20 protein-coding genes are annotated in these 23517 nt (G+C 47.8%); 9 read left to right on the top strand and 11 right to left on the bottom strand.

From position 1 onward, the window contains the following. The first annotated feature begins 25 nt into the window (after positions 1 to 25). Complete coding sequence (locus AYJ58_RS00600) at positions 26 to 829, top strand: SDR family oxidoreductase (protein WP_106648305.1); 804 nt, start codon at positions 26 to 28, stop codon at positions 827 to 829. An 18-nt stretch (positions 830 to 847) separates the two neighbouring features. Here the strand turns inward: AYJ58_RS00600 and AYJ58_RS00595 are convergent, their stop codons facing one another. The 4 genes from AYJ58_RS00595 to purH form a co-directional block, all read right to left on the bottom strand. Continuing rightward, entirely contained in the window at positions 848 to 1075 is a 228-nt protein-coding gene (locus tag AYJ58_RS00595) for a hypothetical protein (RefSeq protein WP_012090366.1), read from the bottom strand. Between the two features lie 155 nt (positions 1076 to 1230). Continuing rightward, on the bottom strand, positions 1231 to 4461 hold the full coding sequence (locus AYJ58_RS00590) for an ImpA family metalloprotease (protein WP_106648304.1): 3231 nt from the start codon (positions 4459 to 4461) through the stop codon (positions 1231 to 1233). Between the two features lie 177 nt (positions 4462 to 4638). Next, positions 4639 to 5937, bottom strand: a complete 1299-nt coding sequence (gene purD / locus AYJ58_RS00585) for a phosphoribosylamine--glycine ligase (RefSeq protein WP_106648303.1) — start codon at positions 5935 to 5937, stop codon at positions 4639 to 4641. A gap of 130 nt (positions 5938 to 6067) precedes the next feature. Beyond that, complete coding sequence (gene purH, locus AYJ58_RS00580; protein ID WP_106648302.1) at positions 6068 to 7666, bottom strand: bifunctional phosphoribosylaminoimidazolecarboxamide formyltransferase/IMP cyclohydrolase; 1599 nt, start codon at positions 7664 to 7666, stop codon at positions 6068 to 6070. A 349-nt stretch (positions 7667 to 8015) separates the two neighbouring features. Here purH and zntR point away from each other — a divergent pair, with 349 nt between their 5' ends. Both zntR and AYJ58_RS00570 read left to right on the top strand, forming a co-directional pair. Next, positions 8016 to 8546, top strand: coding sequence for a Zn(2+)-responsive transcriptional regulator (gene zntR / locus AYJ58_RS00575; protein WP_106648301.1), 531 nt, complete (start codon positions 8016 to 8018; stop codon positions 8544 to 8546). A gap of 2 nt (positions 8547 to 8548) precedes the next feature. After that, complete coding sequence (locus AYJ58_RS00570) at positions 8549 to 10051, top strand: SO_0444 family Cu/Zn efflux transporter (RefSeq protein WP_106648300.1); 1503 nt, start codon at positions 8549 to 8551, stop codon at positions 10049 to 10051. A gap of 115 nt (positions 10052 to 10166) precedes the next feature. Here AYJ58_RS00570 and AYJ58_RS00565 read toward each other — a convergent pair whose 3' ends face one another. Further along, positions 10167 to 11054, bottom strand: coding sequence for a prohibitin family protein (locus tag AYJ58_RS00565; RefSeq protein ID WP_063884205.1), 888 nt, complete (start codon positions 11052 to 11054; stop codon positions 10167 to 10169). A 322-nt stretch (positions 11055 to 11376) separates the two neighbouring features. On the opposite strand from AYJ58_RS00565, the gene AYJ58_RS00560 reads away from it, so the two are divergent. Genes AYJ58_RS00560 through AYJ58_RS00550 form a run of 3 tightly spaced genes read left to right on the top strand, consistent with a single transcriptional unit; the run spans position 11377 to position 13550 of the window. Continuing rightward, the gene (locus AYJ58_RS00560; RefSeq protein ID WP_106648299.1) at positions 11377 to 11631 is read left to right on the top strand and encodes a hypothetical protein; all 255 of its coding nucleotides are present in this window, start codon (positions 11377 to 11379) and stop codon (positions 11629 to 11631) included. 3 nt (positions 11632 to 11634) lie between these two features. Continuing rightward, the gene (locus AYJ58_RS00555; RefSeq protein ID WP_106648298.1) at positions 11635 to 11925 is read left to right on the top strand and encodes a hypothetical protein; all 291 of its coding nucleotides are present in this window, start codon (positions 11635 to 11637) and stop codon (positions 11923 to 11925) included. 5 nt (positions 11926 to 11930) lie between these two features. Further along, a complete protein-coding gene (locus AYJ58_RS00550; RefSeq protein ID WP_106648297.1) occupies positions 11931 to 13550 on the top strand; it encodes a PepSY-associated TM helix domain-containing protein in 1620 nt (539 codons plus the stop codon). Positions 13551 to 13622: 72 nt separating this feature from the next. On the opposite strand, the gene AYJ58_RS00545 is transcribed toward AYJ58_RS00550, so the two are convergent. Then, the gene (locus AYJ58_RS00545; protein WP_106648296.1) at positions 13623 to 14786 is read right to left on the bottom strand and encodes an MFS transporter; all 1164 of its coding nucleotides are present in this window, start codon (positions 14784 to 14786) and stop codon (positions 13623 to 13625) included. 929 nt (positions 14787 to 15715) lie between these two features. On the opposite strand from AYJ58_RS00545, the gene AYJ58_RS00530 reads away from it, so the two are divergent. Further along, positions 15716 to 17116, top strand: a complete 1401-nt coding sequence (locus AYJ58_RS00530; RefSeq protein ID WP_106648295.1) for a DASS family sodium-coupled anion symporter — start codon at positions 15716 to 15718, stop codon at positions 17114 to 17116. 80 nt (positions 17117 to 17196) lie between these two features. On the opposite strand, the gene trxC is transcribed toward AYJ58_RS00530, so the two are convergent. After that, positions 17197 to 17619 (bottom strand): thioredoxin TrxC, encoded by a 423-nt coding sequence (gene trxC / locus AYJ58_RS00525; RefSeq protein ID WP_106651712.1) that lies wholly within the window; start codon positions 17617 to 17619, stop codon positions 17197 to 17199. Positions 17620 to 17851: 232 nt separating this feature from the next. On the opposite strand from trxC, the gene AYJ58_RS00520 reads away from it, so the two are divergent. Further along, a complete protein-coding gene (locus AYJ58_RS00520; protein WP_011845636.1) occupies positions 17852 to 18187 on the top strand; it encodes an FKBP-type peptidyl-prolyl cis-trans isomerase in 336 nt (111 codons plus the stop codon). 19 nt (positions 18188 to 18206) lie between these two features. After that, on the top strand, positions 18207 to 19190 hold the full coding sequence (locus AYJ58_RS00515) for a sensor domain-containing diguanylate cyclase (protein WP_106648294.1): 984 nt from the start codon (positions 18207 to 18209) through the stop codon (positions 19188 to 19190). A 27-nt stretch (positions 19191 to 19217) separates the two neighbouring features. On the opposite strand, the gene AYJ58_RS00510 is transcribed toward AYJ58_RS00515, so the two are convergent. From AYJ58_RS00510 to AYJ58_RS22100, 4 genes are all read right to left on the bottom strand, one after another. Then, the gene (locus tag AYJ58_RS00510) at positions 19218 to 19643 is read right to left on the bottom strand and encodes a DUF1850 domain-containing protein (RefSeq protein ID WP_106648293.1); all 426 of its coding nucleotides are present in this window, start codon (positions 19641 to 19643) and stop codon (positions 19218 to 19220) included. A 42-nt stretch (positions 19644 to 19685) separates the two neighbouring features. After that, on the bottom strand, positions 19686 to 21719 hold the full coding sequence (locus tag AYJ58_RS00505; protein ID WP_106648292.1) for a TRAP transporter permease: 2034 nt from the start codon (positions 21717 to 21719) through the stop codon (positions 19686 to 19688). Positions 21720 to 21916: 197 nt separating this feature from the next. Beyond that, positions 21917 to 22873 (bottom strand): TAXI family TRAP transporter solute-binding subunit, encoded by a 957-nt coding sequence (locus AYJ58_RS00500; protein WP_106648291.1) that lies wholly within the window; start codon positions 22871 to 22873, stop codon positions 21917 to 21919. A 277-nt stretch (positions 22874 to 23150) separates the two neighbouring features. Continuing rightward, the gene (locus AYJ58_RS22100; RefSeq protein WP_106648290.1) at positions 23151 to 23273 is read right to left on the bottom strand and encodes a hypothetical protein; all 123 of its coding nucleotides are present in this window, start codon (positions 23271 to 23273) and stop codon (positions 23151 to 23153) included. Between the last annotated feature and the right edge of the window lie 244 nt (positions 23274 to 23517).

The raw sequence follows: 23517 nt of genomic DNA, 5'->3' as shown, positions 1-23517 counted from the left end.
ACATAGCGATAACAAAGGAATGACTATGGATGGACTTACTGGCAAGGTCGTGATCATCACGGGTGCTTCAGAAGGTATTGGTCGAGCACTCGTTGTGGCAATGGCGCGAATGGGCTGCCAACTGGTGATCAGTGCACGCAATGAAACACGTCTCGCTTCACTCGCCTTAGAAATCGCTAATTATGGTCCGCCTCCTTTTGTATTTGCTGCCGATGTCTCTCGTCCTGAGCAGTGCGAAGCCTTGATAGAAGCCACGGTCGCGCATTATGGCCATCTTGATATTTTGATTAACAATGCTGGCATGACTATGTGGTCACGTTTCGACGAGCTGACTCAGCTGTCTGTACTTGAAGACATTATGCGGGTGAATTATCTTGGACCCGCGTATTTGACCCATGCCGCGTTACCTCATTTAAAGGCCAGTAAGGGCCAAGTGGTGGTAGTGGCCTCCGTCGCTGGATTAACGGGCGTTCCAACTCGTAGCGGTTATGCCGCTTCTAAACATGCTGTGATTGGCTTTTTCGATTCGTTGCGGATTGAGCTCGCGGACGATAATGTGGCAGTGACGGTAATTTGCCCCGATTTTGTGGTGTCACAAATTCACAAACGTGCCCTCGATGGTGCAGGTAATCCTTTAGGCAAGTCACCGATGCAAGAAGCTAAGATACTGACGGCCGAGCAATGCGCCAATATGATGCTACCTGTGATTGCGACTCGGGGCCGACAACTTATCACTTCACTTCGTGGCCGTTTGGGGCGTTGGCTTAAGCTGATCGCGCCAGGTTTAATCGATAAAATTGCCCGCAGGGCGATCGCCTCCGGGCACTAACATCTTTGGCATTACAAGCTATTTTCCACTCTTATTCAGATGCGTAATGATTGACTGTTCAGCCTCGCTTTGCGTTGCTTTTTCCCCTTGCTTTTCGATAGTTGCCGTGGCCATATGGCCCGTCATATCCTCTGCAATATGAAACCAATCTGGATGCCAGTAAAAGCTGGCTCCTTCTAGGGTTTGCCAGTTATGTACGCCCGATTTTTCACCTTGATAAATAAGATCTTTTATCGAATAACCCATATATTTACCCCATTAATTTTTTGATTGTTAAAAATATAAGAAGCTTGATGGTGCACGTCATCTGAGCTTAGGTATGTGCTTCATGTCACATTATTCAGGTAAAAATAAACCCCGCCAGCGCGAGGTTCATCAGTTGTGTTAGTCGCTTAGCCCGATTAAGGCTTAGCGCACTGGCTTGGCGAACCCGCACCTTTCCATTGTGTAGTACCATCAGCGAGTGACAATGGCACAAAGGTTAAACCTTGGTTCATGTTCGCCGGCGGCAAGTCGGTTTCTAGCTCATACATGCCCATGGGCATAGTACCCGAGGTCGCATTAGCGACTGTTTGCGCTGCTGCAAGGCTTGAGTAGCGCAGACCCAGCATATCAAAATGATTACGCCAATCTTTGCCTGTGAGCTGACTCAAAGACACCAACATAAAGTCGTTGCCAGGAATATCTTTCACGGTTTTGCCGCCGTAGACACTATTGCCGTCAAACGGAAATTGGTCAAAGCCCAGTTTGCTGCGGTTCGCTTCCCAATCTCTGGCGTTATTGGCATATTTGCCAAAAATACGACTGTGTTGATACAGCAAGGTAAAGAGATTAAAGCCATTGTTCAGCATGGTGCCATCGCTCAGCATCATGCCGTGGGCCTTTAGTGCCATTTGGATATAAAACGACATGCGATAGCCGTTATGCACAGCATATGCATTGCTGGCCCAAGGCGCTGTGTATCTGTCTTCACCTGCATCGAGCACTTTACAGTTAGCGCCAAACACCACGCGCTTACCGCTGGTATTTGTTGTGCCCGCAGCATCGGACATAAACACATAGAAGAGATCTTTATGGTTCATGTGGCCATCAGTAACCGTATCGGTATTATTATCGCGCAGATAATGGGTTTTCCACTTCACCACATAGGGGAAGATGTTATTGGAGTTTTCTCCGGCGCGGCTGGCATAGCCTGTCCAGTTGTCGCTATTAGCCGCAGTGGCATATTGCACATTGAGGCGGTTAGTTTGCAGATTGTGGCCTAACTCATGGTTATCGCCCCAACCCGTTGGGTCGATATTCCATGCCGCATCCCATGGGTTACCGCTACAACCGGCGCCGCAGTGGGCATTTTGATCATAGTTAGCGTGTTGAATAATAGTGCGGGTATGCAGATTATTGTCTATACAGTCGTTGCCAAACAGTCCTATACAGGCGGCGAGCACATCGGCGGGTAAGGACTCAGTTAAACTCTTACCTTGGATCTTAAGGCCAGCTAAGGTGTAAACGCTATTGATATGGTCATCGACAATACTTTTGAGTAGCGCGTTGACATCGGGCACATTGCCGCCGATGGCGTTTAAAAAGCGGTCGCGACGCAGATGCTGCTCAGCGCCATCGGTGCGCAAGTCCACATGGGGTAATTCAGTATTTTGAATGCGATCGTTAAAGGCTGCGATTTCACCCGGATTGGAGAAATCCATAATGGTCGGATGTTTTGCCACATGCTCAGCATTGACATCAACACTTAACGTGCCATTACCACCCGAAGCCTCACCATTGATGTATAGATAAATCGGCCCGCCGTAGGGTGAGGAAAACTCAATACTTTGCCCTTGTGCTAAGCGCAGGCGTTGCTGGGCCAGTTCCAAGGGGCCGCGGTAGATTTTCTGCTCATAGGCACGGTTGGTATTGCGTCTATGGTAGTTGAGTTTGATCTCCACATTCGCAGCGCTGCTATCGAGACGAGTGAGTTTGATGGTTTGACCTGGCAGTGCATACCAGCCCGTGGTCGTCCATTGGCCTGCATAGGGCACGCTAATGATTTTACGCTCCGAAACCGTTGCAGGATAAACGTAGTGTGCATTACTGCCCTTGCTAAGGTTGGCTCTGTCGGTGACATATTCACCCAAATCAGGCTGGGCTAAGTTATGGGCGCGAGCATAGCTTACGGTCCAATCGGCAAATAGTGCCCGCTGCCATTGAGCGAACTCGCTGTAGGCTATGGGGTAGTCAATCTCGCTGCGATATTTATCGGCGAGTAACAGTCCAGCCTTCATCAAGGAGAAGTCTGCCTTGGTAAACACATCAATTGCGTTGTTATCTAAGGTTTCGGCATTGGCTCTATACCAATCGGCTCCTGCCTTGAATGACTCAACAAAGGCGGCAGCATTGCAGCTGAGATAATTGCCTGTGCAGTCGTTAAGCACAGAGGTATCGAAGCTTGCTTCATTGAGCTTGCCGAGTAGATTATTTACCTTGGTCAGAGCTGTATCTTCGGCCAAAATATCAGTCACATTGAGGTCGTTGGCATTGAGCTTTGACCAGTAATTACCTGAGGTTGAAAGCCCCATTTCAAGGTAAAGCGGCGATAGCATTGGGCTTTGATTGCGCCAGTAGTTTGAGAGCAACAAGGGAATACCCGCTGCTTTTGCCTTAGCGATAGCAGCTTTAATGCCGGCAAAACCCAAGGACTGACGGTCTATGTCACTTATCACTATCACATCGGGCTTAAGTGTATCGATACAGTTGCTTAGCTCGCTGTAGTCACAAGTGTTTGCCGCATTAATGTTATGGGCAGCGGGGTAGTTGTTTGCAAGCCAAGTGCGAATACCCTCGTTATGGGGAAAATACCAACTGTCGGCTTTGCTCGGCATTTGGGTGGTGACTATGTTGAGGCCGTCGGTTTTATCGGCGCCTTTGGTCAGCCAGCCTAAAAGATTTTTCAGCAAAGTATCGGTTTGAGCTGAGGTGTTGACGGAAAAGAGATTTCCTCCCATGGCCGCATATCTTTGCCCTTGTTGCTCGCCCGCCATGACTAAGCCGCGAACCGCGCTTGCACCACTGCCATCGACATTCGATGGCAAGACAGTAAAAGTGTTCTCCGGCATAAAGCTCGAAAAGGTAATTGAGTCGTGGGTCGGATGCCAAGAGATGCTGCTACCGACACCTTGATATAGCTGATTTATCTGGGCTTTACGTTCGATGTCGATATTAGCGAGTTCGGCGATGCTGAAATCAATTAACTCACTCGCACTGGCAAGCCTGTGGTCTTGGTGCTTAATGGCATTTTCGGCGTTAGTAATGAATGTCGGCGTGATAGTGCAATCTGCCGTCATGGCCGCAGTGGTGTAAGTTAGCGCATTGAGCGTGCCACCACAGCCTGTAATGGCCTCAAGCGTAAAGCCAGTATCGGCAGTAACGCTAAAAATAGCGCTTTTACCCGACTCCACTTTTTGACTACTTGGATCTAAGGCTCCGCCATTTACTGACACACTATTAGCAATGTATTGCACCGGTGCGGGAGGTTGGACTGGCGGCTGAGTCGGTGGTGTGGTCGTGCCAGCATCTTCTGAGCCGCCACATCCGCTAAGCAGTATGGCGATGGAGGCGCACAGCAGTCTAATCCTCATGGGGAGTCCTTGATATTTAGGTATTTAACATTTGGTTGACATTGTATCTCGTTGCTCTAATTTTCAATAGAATTAATTATGTATTTTTATTTTAAATCATGATGTTATATTTGACATCCGTCAAAATTCAGGCACAAAAAAACCGGCTTCTGGCCGGTTTTTTAACGCGCCTAGCAATTAGTCTTGCTGTTCGCGTGCAATCGCGCGGTAGCCAATATCGGTACGGAAATACACATCATCCCAGTGGATTTCATCAACCAATTTATAGGCGGCTTTTTGCGCTTCGGTGACTGTGTTACCCAGTGCAGTGGCGCAGAGTACGCGCCCACCGTTGGTGACTACGTGGCCGTCTTTCATCTCTGTGCCAGCATGGAACACTTTACCGTCGTTATCACCAAGGCTGAGACCGTCAATCACATCAAACTTGCGATACTCATCTGGGTAACCGCCAGCGGCTAATACCACGCCCACTGCGGCGCGCTCGTCGTATTCAGCTGTCACTTTATCTAACTCGCCACGGGTGGCGGCTAAACAGAGTTCCACTAAGTCAGACTTTAACCGCATCATGATGGGCTGAGTTTCTGGATCGCCAAAGCGGCAGTTGTATTCGAGCACTTTGGCACTGCCATCGGGAGAAATCATCAAGCCCGCATACAAGAAGCCTGTGTAGACATTGCCTTCTGCGGCCATGCCATCAACCGTTGGGCGAATTACGTTTGCCACAGTCCAATCGTGTACCGCTTGAGTCACCACAGGTGCTGGCGAGTAAGCGCCCATACCACCCGTGTTTGGACCATAGTCGCCGTTATCGCGGGCTTTATGATCTTGGCTGGTGGCCATCGGCAGAATGTTTTTGCCATCAACCATGACGATGAAGCTGGCTTCTTCGCCTTTCAGGAATTCTTCAATGACCACGCGTGAACCCGCATCGCCAAACTTGTTGCCTGCGAGCATGTCATCAATCGCCGCATCGGCCTGCGCTTGGTCTTGGGCGATAATCACGCCTTTACCTGCGGCTAAACCGTCGGCTTTAATGACCACAGGATAACCTGTTGTGGCCGTTAATTCACGCACGAAGGCTTTAGCGTCGCTGATTTCAGTGCAGTTTTTGTAACCCGCAGTGGGAATATTGTGGCGGGCTAAAAAGTCCTTAGTGAAGGCTTTTGAACCTTCGAGCTGGGCTGCCGCCTTCGTTGGGCCAAAAATCGGTAAACCTGCGGCATTGAATGCATCAACTACGCCCATCACTAATGGCGCCTCTGGGCCAACTATGGTCAGTTCAATTTTGTTGGTTTTTGCAAAATCGAGCAGAGCGGGAATGTCGGTGGCGCTGATCGCCAGATTTTCAACATTTGGTTCTAGGGCTGTGCCCGCATTGCCTGGCGCAACATAGACAGTTTCAACTTGAGCCGATTGTGCAGCTTTCCACGCTAGGGCATGTTCGCGACCGCCGCCACCAATAACTAATACTTTCATGTTAAGTCATCCCTTAGAGTTTTATGTTCTGTGTAGGCCCACTGTGGTCGAAACCAGAGTGGGGTAAAACAAAGAGTGGTAAAACAAAAAAGCAGCCAGTACTGATAGAGTGCTGGCTGCTGAGTGGCGATTAGTGACGGAAGTGGCGCATGCCCGTCATCACCATGGCCATGCCGTGCTCGTCTGCTGCGGCGATGATTTCTGCATCGCGCATTGAGCCACCCGGTTGGATGATACAGCTAATGCCCGCAGCCGCTGCGGCATCGATACCGTCACGGAAGGGGAAGAAAGCATCGGATGCCATGACAGAGTTGACCACTTCTAAACCTTCGTCGGCGGCCTTGATGCCAGCGATTTTAGCGCTGTAAACGCGGCTCATTTGGCCTGCGCCGACACCGATAGTCATGCCGTCTTTGGCATAAACGATGGCGTTAGATTTAACGAATTTCGCCACTTTCCAGCAGAACATTAAGTCTTTCAGTTCGCTTGCAGTGGGTTGACGTTTAGAAACCACTTTGATGTCTTCTAAACCGACCATACCTTGATCGCGATCTTGCACCAGTAAGCCGCCGTTAACACGTTTGTAGTCTAAGGTTTGGGTCTTAGTATTCCACTGACCACATTCTAATAAACGCACGTTGGTCTTTTTCGCAACCACATCGCGCGCCGCTTGGCTGACGCTTGGGGCGATAATCACTTCAACGAATTGACGCTCAACGATCGCACTCGCCGTCGCAGCATCTAATTCGCCGTTGAAGGCGATAATGCCACCGAAGGCTGAGGTTGGGTCAGTTTGATAGGCGCGGTTATAGGCATCGAGCAAATCTTTACCTAAGGCCACACCACAGGGGTTAGCGTGTTTAACGATAACGCAGGCGGGTTCCAAGAATTCTTTTACGCACTCAAGAGCGGCATCGGTATCGGCAATGTTGTTGTAAGACAAGGCTTTGCCTTGCAACTGAATCGCGGTAGCCACAGAAGCTTCATCAATTTTAGTGTCAACATAGAAAGCCGCTGCTTGATGGCTGTTTTCGCCATAGCGTAAGTCTTGTTTCTTCACTAATTGGGTGTTGAACGTGCGTGGGAAATTAGAATCAGCAAAGCATTCGTCCGTGCTGTGTGCAGGAACCATAGTACCGAAGTAGTTGGCGATCATGCCATCGTAACCCGCAGTGTGCTCAAAGGCTGCAATCGCTAAGTCGAAACGGGTCGCATGGGTCGTGCTGCCATTGTTAGCCGTCATTTCTGCCAGTACGCGTGAGTAATCGGCGGCATTAACGACTATGGTGACGTCTTTGTGGTTTTTTGCCGCTGCGCGCACCATAGTGGGGCCGCCAATATCGATATTTTCGATAGCGTCTTCTAAGGTACAACCGGCTTTAGCTACGGTTTCAGCGAAAGGATAAAGGTTAACCGCAACCAGATCGATGGTATTGATATTGTTGTCGGCCATCACGCTTTCATCAAGCCCACGGCGCGCCAAGATGCCGCCGTGCACTTTAGGGTGCAGCGTCTTAACACGACCGTCCATGATCTCAGGGTGTCCTGTGTAATCAGATACTTCGATAACAGGTACGCCGTTATCCGCTAACAGGCGAGCGGTGCCGCCAGTTGATAACAGCTCCACACCTTGGGCGTGAAGTGCTTTGGCGAACTCGAGAATTCCGGTTTTATCTGAAACGCTTAACAGCGCGCGACGAATGGGTCTGGCATTATTTGCAGCAGTCATTTGGGTACAGGGTCCAGTTATTTTAGTTTCAAGGATCTTTCGGAAAACAGAACAGCCTTAGTGCTGCACCGCTTTCCAAAAGTCCCTTGGTCCTATTTTGCGTTATTCGCTAACTTTTTATCCCTTCATCACGGCGCGCGTATTCTACCGTAAAACTGCATTTGCGGGTGTTTTTTCTGCGTGATTTCACAATATTCATATCAGAACAAAGTGGAGTGGTTTCTGAGTGCGGTATAAATTAAAAATACCCCTTGACCTTGGAGTAGGCTCCAAGGTTTATACTCGCATTATTGAGTTGTATGCTGGAAATACTGCCTGAGTTGGGCGCGATTTCGTAAAGGATGAAGACATGTATCGTATTGGTGAACTGGCGGATTTATGTGAGGTGAAAGCCGACACCTTAAGATTTTACGAGAAGCACGGTTTACTCGCGCCTTCGAGCCGTACCGAGTCTGGCTATCGCGTGTATACCGAGGCCGATGCTGCGCGGCTGCGTTTTATTTTGCGGGCCAAGGCCGTGGGTTTTACCCTCAATGAAATCAGTGAATTGCTTTCAATCGAACTCGATAAATCTAATCGCGTCTGCGCCGATGTGAAAGGCATGGTTGATATTAAATTGGCCCAAGTGCAGGCCAAAATCGCCGAGCTGAATCATTTTCAAATCAGTTTACAAAGTCTGTCCGATGCCTGTTGTGGCGGACCGCGCAGCGCTGAACATTGCTCGATTTTAGAGGCGTTGGAATCCAGTACTGAGCGGGTACGTGTGGAGCATCATTCTCATGATGGAAATCAGCACGAAACGCATCAGCACAAAGCACATCAACATGAGTCGCACCAGCATACTCACGGCAAAATAATCCATGATGAGTCAGGGAATTAATTATGTTACTGAAGAATTTTATTGATCTGTTTTTAGACTCGGCGCCTTGGTTGTTATTGGGCCTGATCCTGGCTGGGCTATTAAAAGTATTCGTACCAATGGTGTGGATGCAAAAGCAGCTCGGCGGTCACGGTGTTAAAACGGTAGTGAAGGCGGCGCTGCTCGGTGCACCATTACCTTTGTGTTCGTGTGGCGTGATTCCTGCGGCGGTAGGGTTACGCCGTTCTGGTGCCTCTAAAGCAGCAACGACCTCCTTTTTAGTGTCGACTCCAGAAACGGGCGTCGATTCAATCGCCGTTTCCTACGTGTTACTCGGCCCCTTTATGGCGATCGTCAGACCGATTGCAGCGATTACCAGTGCGATTGTGGCTGGCTTACTTGTTGGGCGTGATGACGATGATGGCAAGCCTGCGGTTAAATCCGCGTCCAAGCCAGCAAGCGAAGTGCCAGTGGCGGCCTGCTGTGCGTCGAAATCGGCGACTCAGCCCCAAGCTGTTAAAGCTGAACCGGTTAAAAGCTGTTGCTCATCAACTAAAGAGTCCACTTTAGCGCCTATTAACGCGGCTTCATCCTGCTGCAGCACTGAAAATCCAGCTGATAGTGAACAGAAGACTGAGCCTAAGAGTGCGATCAAAATGACGCCTATGGCTGCTGCGCCTAGCTTAATGACGGCTCATGGCGGTAGTGTTGCGAATGACGGCGTGATAAAAGCTGAGAAAACAGCTTCATGCTGCGCCAGTAAAACAGCGGAATCTGTACTCGCTACCCCTGAAAAAATCCTTGTGGTAAAAAAGGGCGCCTGTTGCGGCACTTCCAACAAGGCCGAGTCTGGAACACATGATCACAGTGCTCATGCTCCTCAAGCACAAGGTGAAGCGGATAGCTGCTGCGCCTCGACTCAAGATATGGCGACTGAGTTAAAGTCGCAATCTGTATTAAGCCGCGTCGGTATTGGTCTTAAATATGCGGCAACGGATTTAGTGCGTGACACTACCTTGTGGCTGCTGGTGGGTTTATTCTTCGCAGCACTGGTGCAAACCTATGTCCCTGCAGACTTTTTAGCACAATGGGGCAACGGTATCTTAGCCATGTTAGTCATGGTGTTGGTCTCTGTGCCTATGTATATCTGCGCGACGGCATCGACACCGATTGCTGCCGGACTATTGCTGGCGGGTGTGTCACCGGGCGCCGTTTTAGTGTTTATGATGGCGGGCCCTGCGACTAATATCGCAACCTTAGGTGTGGTGGCTAAAGAGTTAGGCAAACGTGCGTTGTGGGGATACCTAGGCGGCGTGATTGGCGTGGCCTTAGTTGCGGGCATATTGGTCAATTATCTGGTGGATAGTTTTGGCTTTGTGGTGATGCCGCAGATTGGTGAGCAGCACCAAATGTTACCTCAGTGGTTAGTGGCAACCTCTGGCATAGTGCTGGCGTTGCTGATGGCGAAAGTGGTGTTTGAGAAGATCCCAAGAAGCTGGTTACGTCGCAGCGATTGCTGTTCTTAATCGGCTCATATTCCGCTCAGTAATTATCGCGCGAATAACGAAAAATCCCAGTGTTAGGGCTAACACTGGGATTTTTTATTGTCGATTTATGCTTTTGCTCGAGCTAAACCTAAGCTTAGTTGCCTTTTTTCACATCAATAAAGGGCAGAGTGCCTGTCGGCAGCATAGTTGTCGGTAGTTTACCGTCCCACTTTTCCGCTTTAGTTAATTCAACTAAGTTTTGATTTTGCGCTAGTGCTTCGGCGCGGCTTTTAATTGCAGAGGCTTCTGCATCACCTTTAATGCGAATACTTTCGGCTTCAGCCTTAGCGCGGGCTAATTGCGAGTCGGCCTGTGCTTGCGCTTGGGTGACGGCGATTTGCGCGCTGACGCGTTCTTTTTCTAGATTCTGCAGTTGAGTTTGCACTTCTACTTCGGCGCGCATTCTGTCTTCGACGGATTTTTCATAGGCGTTGGAAAAGTCGATATTCTCAATCTGCACTGAGTTGATTTCTACCGGACCTTTGATCGAGTTAGTGATCGCGCTGGTCACATCGATACCGAACTTGATCCGCTCTTGTACCACAGAAATCGCCGTGTATTTACCGAAGATATTTTCGACCTGAGTCGGCACTTGTCTGTCGAGCAAACGCGTGACCATGGCATCGATACTCTTGAAGTTGGCATAGACTTCTTCGACGCGGTCTGGCGGTACGCTAAATGTCACCGATGCGTTAAGTGTCGCAGGTTGTTGATCGCGGCTATAGGCTTGCAGTGAGGTATAACTGGTGGTGTGTGTTTGGGTCGAAATCTTCACCACAGTGTCTATCAGTGGGATTTTAAAACCCAGCCCAGGTTCTGCGGTACCGATAACTTTACCGTTGCGCAGCAGTACGCCACGTTCACCTTGGTCAACTGTATACCAACTGCCAAATAAGGAAATAAAGAGGATTAACAGAATAACAATGGGGATAATTTTGCTGAGGCCAATTGAGCTCGGCAGATTGAATTCATTTTTAATCATTTAGCTTCCTTTGCTGATGTCATAGTAATGAGCTTGAGGGTGAATCGGATTGTTTATCTTGGGACAAGACTATTAACGCGAAATGTATCTTAATGGTTAACAACTGACAATGACAAGGCAGAAGTGTTGCTTATTTGTGATTTGAATATCATAAACCATCCTTACAGTGTAAATCTTATTGCGAATTATTATCACCAAGGCTAGAGTCCCAAAATTAAAATTCTTCCATTGCTTTCATGTGCTTATCTTTTTACATGATGTACAGCAAGCATAGGCAAATGGACTCGAATGCTAACGCTTTGTAGTGAGAGGATAACATCCCGTGTTGCAACTTATATTCCTGTTGTCGACGCTTCTGGCCTGCTTGTTATTTTATTTAACGAATAAGCAGCAAAAACTATTTGCAAGCTCCCTTCCTAAGCGGCCTTGGCGGTTACTCGCTTACGGTGTTGCCTTTGTCAGTCTTATCGGTTGGCTTAGCCTCTTTACCCTTAGCGCCGCAATTTTTATTTGGTTAGCCCTGTTGATGTTATTGATGGGGTTAGTGCCTTTTATCTCACTTTTCGGTCGGAAATAACTCATGGCACGTTTAGCTGAACAGGATAAATTGCAACCCGACTGGTGGACTAAGTCACTGGCTGGATTGATTTTAGGATTTACTTTAGCACTTGGATTGGTGGGGTTATTTGCCTGGTTTGGCCCAGGCGGCATCGATGCCGACACTAAAGTGCAGTTCAACATGTGGCTGATTACGCCTATCTGGTTATTGATTTTAAGTTTTAGCTTTCTGTTTAAAACCGGACTCAGGGCAATCGGCTACTTGGGCTTGTTTAACGTTTTGACTTATATAGTGTTATATACCTTTAGGTGACAAGGATGAAAGTTCGCAGTGATGTGTTACGTGTGTATCAGTCTATCCATATTTGGACTGGTATCATCGCCGGAATCGTATTGTTTATCGGCTTTTATGCCGGCTCGCTCACTATGTTTAAGGGGGCGATTGACGCTTGGTCAATGCCGCCAGCCCTGACCTTGCCTCAAGTGCCCGCTGAGAAACTGGATGAATTAGTCGCGCAAGTGTTAGCGCAGGATGATAAGGCCAAAACCGGTTTTAGTTTGCACTTAAATGATGAGCATCAATCGCCGATGACTTGGTATCAGCAGGGCTCGGAACGTGAACTCAGCATGAGTCACCAGCTTTGGCATGCCAGCCTTGACGAGCAGGGGCAATTAGTCACCCAACTAAGTACACCAAGCGAGTTGGCTGAGTTGATTGACCAATTACATCGTACCGCGGGGATTGCCGGCGAAGTCGGTCACGATCAAGCGGGTGCCTATGTGTTGGGGATAGCCGCCGTTTTATACTTCTTGGCATTGGTTTCTGGGGTGATTTTTTTACTGCCAACGTTAACCAAAAGCTTTTTCGCCCTGCGTAAAGATAAAGGTGAGAGTCGTTTCTGGCTCGATGCCCATAATTTAGTGGGCATTACCAGCCTGCCATTTCATCTAGTGATATGTGTAACTGTGATTGTGTTTGCTTTCCATGATCAGCTTTACGATGGGCTTAAGCATATGGTTTATGGTGAAAAACCATTATTTGCTCAATCGGCACCGGACAAAACGCCCTATACACTAGCCGATTTGCCAAAGGTCACCACTGTGTTAGCCAAGGTGCAGCAAATCGCCCCCGATTATCAAGTGAATGAAATGACCTTTATGAACTTGAATAATCCCCGTGCTACTCTGCGCTTGGGGTTATATAACCCCAATGGTTTTATGCGTGGACCCGTTACCGATTTCTTATACCTGCATCCTTATAGTCTTAAGGTGACCAATAGCACGATTGATCAAAGCGACAAGGGGATTTGGGCCAGAACCGTTGCGGTATTCTTTGGATTACACTTTGGCAGTTATGGGGGCGATCTCGGGCGCTGGGTGTATTTCTTTTTAGGCTTGAGCGGTGCTTTTTTATTTTACAGTGGCAACTTGCTGTGGCTGGAAAAACGCCGTAAAAAGCAGGCGAGCGAGCAAACCCGTGCTTGCCGATTAATGGCCAGCGCCACAGTGGGGATTTGCTTAGGCTCGGTTGCCGCCTTAACGATAAGTATGTTGTTGGGTAAATGGTTATATGTGCATGTGAGCAATATTAACCACGTCTATTTGTGGCTGTATTATCTGGTGTTTGGCTTGCTGGTGGTTTACGCCTTTTGGCGTGGTGCTGCTAAGGCGGCGCTGCTGATTTTGCCTTTGTGCGCCTTGGCTACATTGGCGATGCCAATCACGTCTTTAGTTGCGTTAATCGTGCCAAGTTTAGGCTTATGGGCGCCTTATTCTGTGGCAACGTTAGGCGTCGATCTGGTGGCGTTAGCCTTTAGTGGAGTGTTCTTTTATGCTTACAGGCTGACTCGCCATCGGGTGTTTAATGGGCCGCAGGACAGTGTCTGGGCCATTCCCGCCACAGTGCCTGTGGCAGAATTAACCCAGCAAACATCATAATAACAATGGGCGCCGTTATCGGCGCCCATTGTTATTCACAGGGTGTAGAGACTTAGCATTAACGGCTCAGGACTAAGCCTTCGCTGTGGGTAGGCGGGCTTTGCTTCGGGCGAGTAAGTGCGCACTTAGATAGCAAACCGTGACTAAAAAGCTTGCTGCTAAGTAGAGCGGTAAGCCATGTTCTACATCATCAAAACGACTGGCGGCAACCGGACCAATAACCGAACCCACAGAATAACTGAGCAACATAATCTGAGTGGCGGAGACGATTTGGCTGCTGGGTAAATGATCGCACGCCAGACTGATGGCGATGGGATAAAGAGCAAAGGCGCAGGCCCCGAGTAACACAAAACCTAACCATAATCCTACAAGCGATGTTTGTATCAGTAATAACAACGCCGCCGCACCCACTAAGCAAAAAGCGGTCATCAACACACTCTTTTCAACACGCGGGGATAAATAGCTCACTAAGGGCTGAACTATCATGCCGCCCATAATGATCAGCGCCATAAATTGCCCCGTCTGCTGGGCAAAACCCATGTCTTGCGACACATACACAGGCAATAAACCGTAGATGGGACCGAGTAATAATCCTGAGACTAAACAGCCAGCAATGGCAGGTTTACTTAAGGTTTTAAGGTCGGAAAGAGCAATAGCGTGTTGTTCACTGGACCGCGGTTGGCCACGTTTAACTAACAGTGCGGGTAAGCTGGCCGCTGCCAACAAACCTATTACTACCAAGTAGGGTAAATTACCCGTGGTGCCTAAATAATCTACGGCAAGTTGCCCAATGGCAGTGCCACCGTAGAGGGCGGTCATATATAAACCTAAACGTTTTGCCCGTTGTTTTTGGGTATCGGCCATAAGTAACCAAGACTCGACCACCACAAAAATCCCTGCAACAGCCAAGCCTGCAATCAGGCGTGATACTAACCAAACACTGCTCTGTGGCAGCAAAACCATTACCACAACGCTGCACAGTAAGATATTTAAGAACAGAATAAAGGCCTTACTGTGACCTATGCGGCTGACAATCGGTGCAATACAAGGTGCGCCCAGTAATAAGCCGAGGTAGAAAATACTCGCCAGCCAAGGTGCAAGATCAAGGCTCAAATCAAAGTAAGTGAGCGAGAGTGGGATCAAACTCATCAAGTAGCCTGACGCTAAAGCAAATAGACTGAGTCCTGCCACAGGCACAAACAGCCCTGGCTTTTGATTAGATTGAGCTGACAGCATATTTTCCACAAGCGGTACCAAAATAGGTAAAAAATAAACAGGAGGCGAGAATACGGGCGCGACTCTAGGTTGGATTGCTCGCGGGGTAAAGTGAGTTAGATTGACTGAGATGGTGAATAATATTTGTGTTTATTATTCATAGGGATATTGAGTTGTAAATGTTATTTATTTGAGTAGGATTCTAGGGTTGTTTTCGGCTTTGATGGTTTGAAACATTTTTAATTTCTACACAGTTTCGCATCAAACAAATGATGGAACTACTAGGAGACGTTATCGATCACTTGCTGGAGTGAAGTGGCAAGCGCCTGCACAAATTCTACAGGGAAGCTAATCAGATGTCCTTTCGCATTATCAGATAAATTTACAAGGTTAAATCTTCTTTCCATCACCATGCCATTTAAGTTTTTAGGTATGTAAACCAGCATGTTAAATGCGAAAAATGAAAGTTATTCGTGAAATATAAAACTGAGTTGATGCCAGCTGCAATTTTGTCATTGGGATGTTCGTTTACGTTATCGCTTTAAGTTGCAGTCACCTTGAGGGGGGCAAAGAGTGGTAAATACATTCATGGGTGTTTTATAGGCAAAAACTGTGGTTACAGGATTGAATTAGCGTTAACCACTTTATTTAAGGTTAAATTCAGTGTTTGTCACTTAGTATTAAAGTGAAACCTGATCCACGTCACAGTTTTAAACACTTATTCAATTACAGCTTTATCAAGCTTTTGCGTGATTTTTGCTCGTTTGAAAGTTTTGCACATGGCTTTAGATCAGAAATGGGTGATTTTTATCTCACTTAAGGTTTTTCTGGGCTTTTAGTCGGCAGAATGTGTGGTTGCTAAGTGGCAAAATTACAAAATAAACCGCTTTGCCAAGTGTGATCTATGCCCTAAATTTGCGTCAAAATAAAATGGTATTAAGGTTGTAACCATGTCATCAACAGATTCAAGCACTGTTCCACCTCAAAAAGCGCCCGTCAGCGAGGGGCTCGATAAAAAGAAAATGCTGATCCTAGCGGCGGATATTGTGCTGTTATTCGCACTCTATTACGGCTTACCCTTCGAACAAGGGGTGAACACGGGTCTGGCGATTCTGGTTTTCGCTGGCATTCTTTGGTTGACCGAAGCGATCCACATTAGTATCACCGCGATCCTCGTGCCTATACTCGCGGTATTCTTTGGGGTGTTTGAAACCAAAGAAGCGATGAGTAGCTTTGCCAATCCTATCATCTATTTATTCTTCGGTGGCTTCGTACTCGCAGCGGCTTTGCACCATCAAAAGATTGATACCTTAATAGCGCAAAAGCTACTTTTGGCCTCTAAGGGCAAACTCAGTATCGCTTGCTTTATGCTGTTTGGGGTGACGGCATTGCTCTCTATGTGGATCAGTAATACCGCCACAACGGCGATGATGTTGCCATTGGCTCTCGGGATTTTGCAGCAACTAGACCGCGAAAAATACCACAGTACTTATGTGTTTTTACTGCTCGGGATTGCCTATTCGGCCAACATAGGCGGTATCGGTACTTTAGTGGGTAGCCCACCTAATGCGATTGCTGCGGCGCAAGTTGGCTTGAGTTTTAGTGATTGGCTCAAGTTTGGTATTCCGACCGTCATCCTCATGTTGCCGTTAATGTTGATCGCCTTGTATTGGTATTTTAAGCCGGATCTTTCAGCCAAGTTCGATGTGCAAGTTGAAGCGCAGCAGTTGACGTTCCAAGGTAAGTTCACCCTGCTTATCTTCCTCGCGACAGTATGTTGTTGGATTTTCAGTGTGCCATTAGCCAAAGCATTAGGTGGCATCACTCAGTTTGATACCATAGTGGCGTTAGGCGCAGTTGTTTTGCTCGCAGGCTTAGGCTTAGTCGGCTGGAAAAAGATTGAATCAACCACAGATTGGGGTGTGCTGATATTGTTTGGTGGTGGTTTAACGCTAAGCGCAGTGTTGAAAAGCACAGGCACCAGTGTGTTTTTAGCCCACTGGATGACAGATATTTTCGGCAGCACGCACATGTCATTGTTTGTGTTTGCTGTGATTGCCTTTGTGGTGATGCTAACAGAATTTGCCAGTAACACCGCCAGTGCCGCACTGTTAGTGCCTGTATTTGCGGCAATTGCCGAGGCATTAGGCGTATCGCCTGTGATGTTATCTGTGCTGATTGGTATTGCCGCGTCCTGCGCCTTTATGCTGCCAGTGGCGACGCCGCCCAATGCGATCGTTTATGGTTCAGGCCATATCAAACAATCGGAAATGGTGCGGGTCGGTATGATCATCAACTTTATCAGCATGATAGTGCTAGGCATTATCGCCCATGTTTTTTGGGATGTCTGATATCGGTAGATTGAGATTTTAGTAAACAAAATACCCAGCGAGTCTGGGTATTTTTATGGGCGCGAAATAGTTACCTGCGGTTAACTATGGTTTTTTAACCATTGATTTAGGGCTGACTGAGGTAAAGCCCCCGCTTGCTGCGCGAGTATTTTCCCTTGCTTGAAAATCATAAGAGTGGGAATCGAGCGAATATTAAACTGCGCCGCGAGGGCTTGCTGTTCTTCAGTGTTGATTTTACCGAAGCGAAATTGCGGCTCCCACGTCTTAGCCGCCGCGGAAAACACCGGAGCAAAGCTTTTGCATGGACCACACCAGCTAGCCCAAAAATCAACGACTAGGGGGAGATCAGATTTATTGGCATGGTTGGCAAAGTTCGCGCTTGTGAGTTCAATCGGCGCAGCCGTAAAGACATTGAGCTTACATTTACCGCAAGTAGGTTGCTGGGTTAAACGCTCATCGGGAACACGGTTTAACGTATCGCAATGGGGGCAGGCAATAATCATGGCTAAGCTCCAAAATAAAACGTCGATATTATTACTATATTGGGCTAAAGGACGGTTATTTAAAGGGGGAGTGATAATGTTATCGCCCATGATGACCTTATTCTCAAGGATTAAGCAGTGCACCGAGCGGCAGAAATATTGCAATAGCGCCGACAAGCGTGGTCGTCGGTGATAAAATCTGGCATAAGTTACATATCACGCCCTAAGTGCGAAAAGAAAAGAGAGTGAAGAAATGACCGAATTAGAAGTAATCGATCTGCAAGTGGGCGAAGGAAAAGAAGCGGTAAAAGGCGCGCTGATCACTACCCAATACCGCGGCTTTTTGCAGGATGGTACCCAATTTGATTCATCCTATGACCGTGGTCAGGCATTTCAATGTGTGATTGGCACTGGCCGAGTGATTAAAGGTTGGGATCAAGGCATTATGGGCATGAAAGTCGGCGGTAAGCGTAAGTTGTTAGTGCCAGCTCATTTGGCCTATGGCGAGCGCCAAGTGGGTGCGCATATTAAACCCAATTCTGATCTCACCTTTGAAATCGAATTGCTTGAAGTGTTGACCCGAGACTAATTAAGGAAAAATATTTTTCGTGGCATCGGATACGGCAGCAGAACACATCAAACAACTTCAGGCTGAAATCGCTCAGCTAAAACGCGAAAACGCGAATTTAACGGCGTTGAATCGTCGTGCCGAAGAAAAACTGTTTGCCGCCCTCGACGGTAATGGTTTGTGCCTGTGGGAACAGCATATCCCAAGCGGGAATTTAACCATTTTCAATATGCGCTGGGGTGAACTATTAGGTTTCAGTCGTGAAGAACTGGCGGCTCATATCGATAGTTGGAAAAGTAAATTACACCCAGAAGATAAAGAGTGGGTGATCAAAGCCTTTGAAGATCATGTCAGTGGTAAGGCCGATTATTATCAAGTGGTACACCGAATGCTACACAAAGATGGCAGCATCACTTGGGTGTCGGATCGTGGCCGTATCGTCGAGCGTCTACCCGATGGCACGCCACTGCGGATGATGGGCAGTCATATCGATATCACCCAAGAAAAACGCTACGAACTTGATTTGTCACTCCTAGCTCACAGCGATCCCCTCACCAATTTGATGAATCGCCAAGCCATAGCCAAGGCATTCGATGAATCTTTGCAACTGGGTATCCATGGGGCATTACTCTTTATCGATCTGGATGGTTTTAAATCCTTAAATGATCATTACGGCCATAAGTTTGGCGACAGTTTGCTGATGCATGTGGCGCATACTTTAGTGTCTCACTCGGGTGAGCAAGCGAAGATCGCTCGGCTAGGTGGTGATGAATTTGTGATTTTACTGCCATCCTCCGAGACAGAATCTTTAGCTATGCTCGCCCAGTCCTTACTCGATGTGTATAGACAAAAATTTCTACTAGAAGGCTGTGAAGTGGAAATTGGTTTGAGCATTGGTATTGATATTTTTGGCGATGGCGATAGTTTCGCCGAAAGTTGCGATCGCGCCGATGCCGCCATGTACCGAGTGAAACACCAAGGAAAAAATGGCTATTGTTTTTACCTGCAAGTTAATGATTTATAGGAATCAACCCGCCTGTTGCTTACTCGCTTAGCGAATATCAATAGGCGCGACATTTGCCTGTTCACAACCCCAAAGCTCAACTGCTGCATCTTGCCTGTTTGGCGCGCCAATCCAATGGCTCATCCTTTGGCATTGAACCTCGCCAGAATGTTGCGCAAAACAAATATCAAAATCTCCCGCTTCGGGTGTCCGGCCTAAACGTAATTTAGGCAGAATTGGGAGCTTGGGCCGATAATGCCAACTGCCATTTTTAAGATAGGCATCATCTGGGATGTCCATGCCCGCGCCCGTGCCTTTCACTCTCGCCTCGGTTAACACTAAGCCCTGGGGCGTAATGTTATAGTCCTCCTCCCAGCGGATTTTCTCTATGCTGTGGTTCCATGACAGGGTGAAGTGGTCTGTGGGCACGTGCGCCCACAGGGTACCTGCTAGGCCTAAACACAGGCCTAACATAGCTTTACCTTAGACTTATTAACGACGTTGAATTTCAAGGGGTTATCCTTGCTCTGCCAGACGTTTGAGTTTGCGCGCGCGCCAACTGTGCTGCAGGATAAACAACAGCGCGAGTCCAAAGCCGATTTCATCACTCAATGGCGTCGCAAGGATCAAACTTGCCCCCGCGAGGAAGCCGATAACGCGTTCCCACCAGTAGAGTTTTTGTAATAGATATCCGGTAAAGATCACCCCCCAAATACCAATACCGACCGTTGCCTTCAGCACCACAAAGCCCGTCGCTAATAAGCTGTCACCTTGGAGCATCAAGGCTGGATCGTAAACCGCCATAAAGGGGATGACAAAGCCAGCTATGGCGATCCGAATCGCCCACAGACTGATCTTAAGCCCAGATTCCTTCGCAATCGGGGCTGCGGCAAAGCAGGCCAAGGCAACGGGCGGCGTGAGATCGGCCATGATGCCGAAATAGAACACAAACATGTGCGACACAATTAGCGGCACACCTAGGTCGAGTAATGCGGGTGCGGCTATTGAGCTGGTAATAATGTAGTTAGGAATCGTCGGGATCCCCATACCGAGCACTAGGCAAGTGATCATAGTCAACACGAGTGACAAGAACAGATTGTCTTGGCCAACGGCGAGAATGTAGCTCGCGAAGGTCGAGGCAATTCCTGTGAGCGACACTATGCCGATAATCACGCCCACTAAGGCGCAGGCAATACCCACAGGCACAGCATGACGCGCGCCTTCAACCAGTGCGTGTAAGCAAATTGTGAGGGTCTCTTTGCCGCCCTTAATAAACCAACAAATGGCGACTAGCAGGGCGATAACCCCAAACACGACTCCAATTCCGAGTTGGAAGAAGCCAGCGCACAACACCCCAAGGGCAATCCAAAAGGCAATCCGCATCGCCATTGAAGACAACCGCAGGACGATGGCCGAGCCTAAGATCACTATCGAGGTGAGGGCTAAACCAACCATGCCAGAGAACAGCGGCGTTCTGCCTGAAAACAGCAAGTAGACCAAAATAAACAAGGGGATAAGCAGATACCAGCGTTCTTTAATCGCCGCCCAAGGATCGGGACATTGATCTTTGGGTAGGCCACAAAGATTGGCGCGTTTGGCTTCTAAGTGCACCATCCAAAATACTGAGCAAAAATAAAGTAGTGCGGGGATCAATGCCGCTTTAGCGATTTCGATAAAGGGCACGTTAATGGTTTCGGCCATGATAAAGGCCACCGCGCCCATGATCGGCGGCATGATCTGGCTGCCCATACTCGATGTCGCTTCCACGCCACCGGCGAAGGCTGAGCGATAGCCAAATCGTTTCATCAATGGAATCGTAAATTGGCCTGTGGTGACAACGTTTGCCACTCCTGAGCCGGTAATCGTACCCATTAACGCCGATGACACCACAGCGACTTTCGCTGGTCCGCCGAGCTTGTGGCCGAACAATCCCATGGCAAAGTCGGTAAATAAACGGATCATCCCAGCTTGTTCTAGAAAAGAGCCGAAAAGAATAAACAGGAAGATATACGTCGCCGACACATAGGTTGGTGTGCCGTATAAGCCTTCGGTGCCGAAGGCGAGTTGGTTGATGATTTGATCGAAGCCATAGCCGCGGTGCATCAGATCGCCGGGTAGGTATTGACCCAATAAGCCATAGGCCAAAAAGATGCCGCAGATGATAGGCAGTGCCCAGCCCATAACTCGGCGCGCCGCTTCAAATACTAGTACGATCAAAGTGATACCTATCACCATGTCCGCATCGGTCAGCTCGCCAGAACGTTGAATTAAGTCGGCTTCAAAATACCACTGATAAGCCGCGGTAACCATGCCAGCTAGACCGAGTAGCCAAGCGAGTGGCTGCCAAGGTTGTGATTTACCTCTGGCGGGATAACTCAAAAACACCACGAGCAGCAAAAAGCCAATATGGGTTGCACGCAGTACTTGCGTCGACACGGGATGAAAAGCGGCAGTGATGATTTGAAAAATAGAAAAAATTAAGGCGGTATAGAACAGTGCCTTGGGCCAATCGCCAGTATTGGCGCTGAGACCTTGTTGGGGATCACTCATATTATGCCTCACAGCATTAGACTACAGAGGGCGATATATATCCAAACTACCTCAACGAGTTTTAGATCCGCTTCAATTCAAGGCGCATCAATGACTGAATTTTACCGTTTGAGGCTGTTTGGATATAAAAAGATGCCGTTATTCAACGGCATCGCGATCGCTTAGTTTGGAATAGGGTGCACAGATATCAGCAAAACTTAGAGTGCGCCAACTTCTTTGTAATAACGTTCTGCACCTGGGTGAAGCGGTATCGGCAGATTTTTCGTCGCTTTCTCTAAACTGATAGCTTTAGCGGCCGAATGCGCGTTACCGAGACGGTCTAAGTGCTCGAACATGAGCTTAGTCATTTGATAGGCTAAATCGTCCGACACGCCGCTTTGCGTCACCAGCAGATTTTGAATGGCAACGGTAGAAACGTCAGTAGTTTGGCCTTCATAGGTCGATGCTGGGATCACACCGTGTTGATAGGCAGGATTGTTAATCTTAGCGATCACATCTTCTGGAATTTCAACAAAGTTAATCGCCATAGTTGCCGCTAAGTCGCGGATCGCGGCCATGCCCAGACCAGACGATTGCAAGGTCGCGTCTAACTGACGATTTTTGATGAGTTCTACGGATTCCGCATAAGGTAAAAACTCGACTTTACCCATGTCTTCGTAGCTTAAGCCCGCGGCTTTGAAAATCGCTCTAGCATTGAGTTCGGTACCCGATTTAGGTGCACCGACAGAGATACGTTTCCCTTTTAAATCGGCCAAGGTTTTAATACCAGATTCTTTATTGGCAACTATTTGAATGTAGTTAGGGTAAGCAGAGGCGAGCACACGGATTTTATCCAATGGTGTTTTAAAGCCCGCATCAATATCGCCTTGGTAAGCGGCTGCGACTGAGTCACCTAGCGCGAGCGCTAATTCGCCACGACCCGCTTGCAGTAGATTGAGGTTTTCTACCGAGGCTTTGGTCGCTTGAACTGAAGTTTTAGAGCCTTCGATTCCAGTGCCATAGAGTTGCGATAGGGCAACACCAATAGGGTAATACACGCCACTGGTACCGCCAGTGAGAATATTGATAAAAGCGGGAGCTGCAGCCATAGCGGCAGCGCTGAGAGTTAATGTTACTGCAGCGCCGACGGCAACAAAACGTTTTTTGATTTTCATGATGAAATATCCTTATTTTTTATATTGTTATGTAGGGTCTTTTGAGCTGGATATGCTTGAGTTAGCCTAATATAACTACATAAAATCTGAAAAAGGTCAATTAGGCTATAGTCGATAGCTGCTACTTTTGCATCACAAAACGAAGATTTTAGGCGGTTTTGAACAAGGTTATGGTGTGAGAAAAATATGATGGTTTAAGGAAAACGGACAATAAAAAGGGCTAACTTGAGGTTAACCCTATTTGTGCGATCTGGGAGGAGTCCCAAACGACAGGACACTATTTAGTGTTATCTAAGAAACCTTTTGCTGCATTTTTTGCATGTTTTGCTGCTCTTTTTTCTTTAGCAGACATCAGCGGTTGTTTCTTCGATTCTTTACGGTTTTTTTGCTCTTTACTCATATAAAACTCCATGTACTCTTTGGTTATTCATCAGGCTAATCATGCAAGCCGTACTTAATTGAACCTGTTCCATGATGTCCTGATTGAAGCGAAATTTTTATCTCGAATTACAACATTTTAAAATTACAAATATTTAAAATCATTGATAATTATCTGTGAATTGATTTGCCTCAATGAGCGATTACAGCAAAATAATCTTATCACCGAATTCCGTACCATGATCCATCGTTCACTTAGAATAATT

Source organism: Shewanella sp. Pdp11 (genome assembly GCF_002838165.1).
Lineage (GTDB): Bacteria > Pseudomonadota > Gammaproteobacteria > Enterobacterales > Shewanellaceae > Shewanella > Shewanella hafniensis.
This window is presented reverse-complemented; position numbering and strand designations above follow the sequence as displayed.